The sequence below is a fragment of the Rhodobacter sp. Har01 genome, assembly GCF_020564565.1.
In the GTDB taxonomy this organism is placed as follows: Bacteria; Pseudomonadota; Alphaproteobacteria; order Rhodobacterales; family Rhodobacteraceae; genus Pseudogemmobacter.
Map to the genome: position 1 here is coordinate 1 of NZ_JAJCTD010000055.1, position 255 is coordinate 255.

Genomic DNA, 255 nt, shown 5'->3' on the forward strand with positions numbered 1-255 from the left:
GTCTATCCGAAGAACTCGCTCTCTTACGCCGGCAACTTCCTGCACATGTGCTTTGCCATCCCGGCCGAGGATTATGTGGTTTCGCCGGTGCTGGAAAAGGCGATGGACCGCATCATGATGCTGCATGTGGACCATGAGCAGAACGCCTCGACCTCGACCGTCCGGCTGGCCGGCTCGTCCGGCGCCAACCCGTTTGCCTGCATCGCCGCCGGCATCGCCTGCCTCTGGGGACCGGCCCATGGCGGGGCGAACCAG

The 255-nt window shown here is 64.3% G+C and carries 1 protein-coding gene; it reads left to right on the plus strand.

Translation table 11 applies throughout. The features are described from left to right. A partial coding sequence (locus LHP98_RS19390; RefSeq protein ID WP_319638968.1) for a citrate/2-methylcitrate synthase occupies nucleotides 1-255 on the plus strand: 255 nt, incomplete at both ends.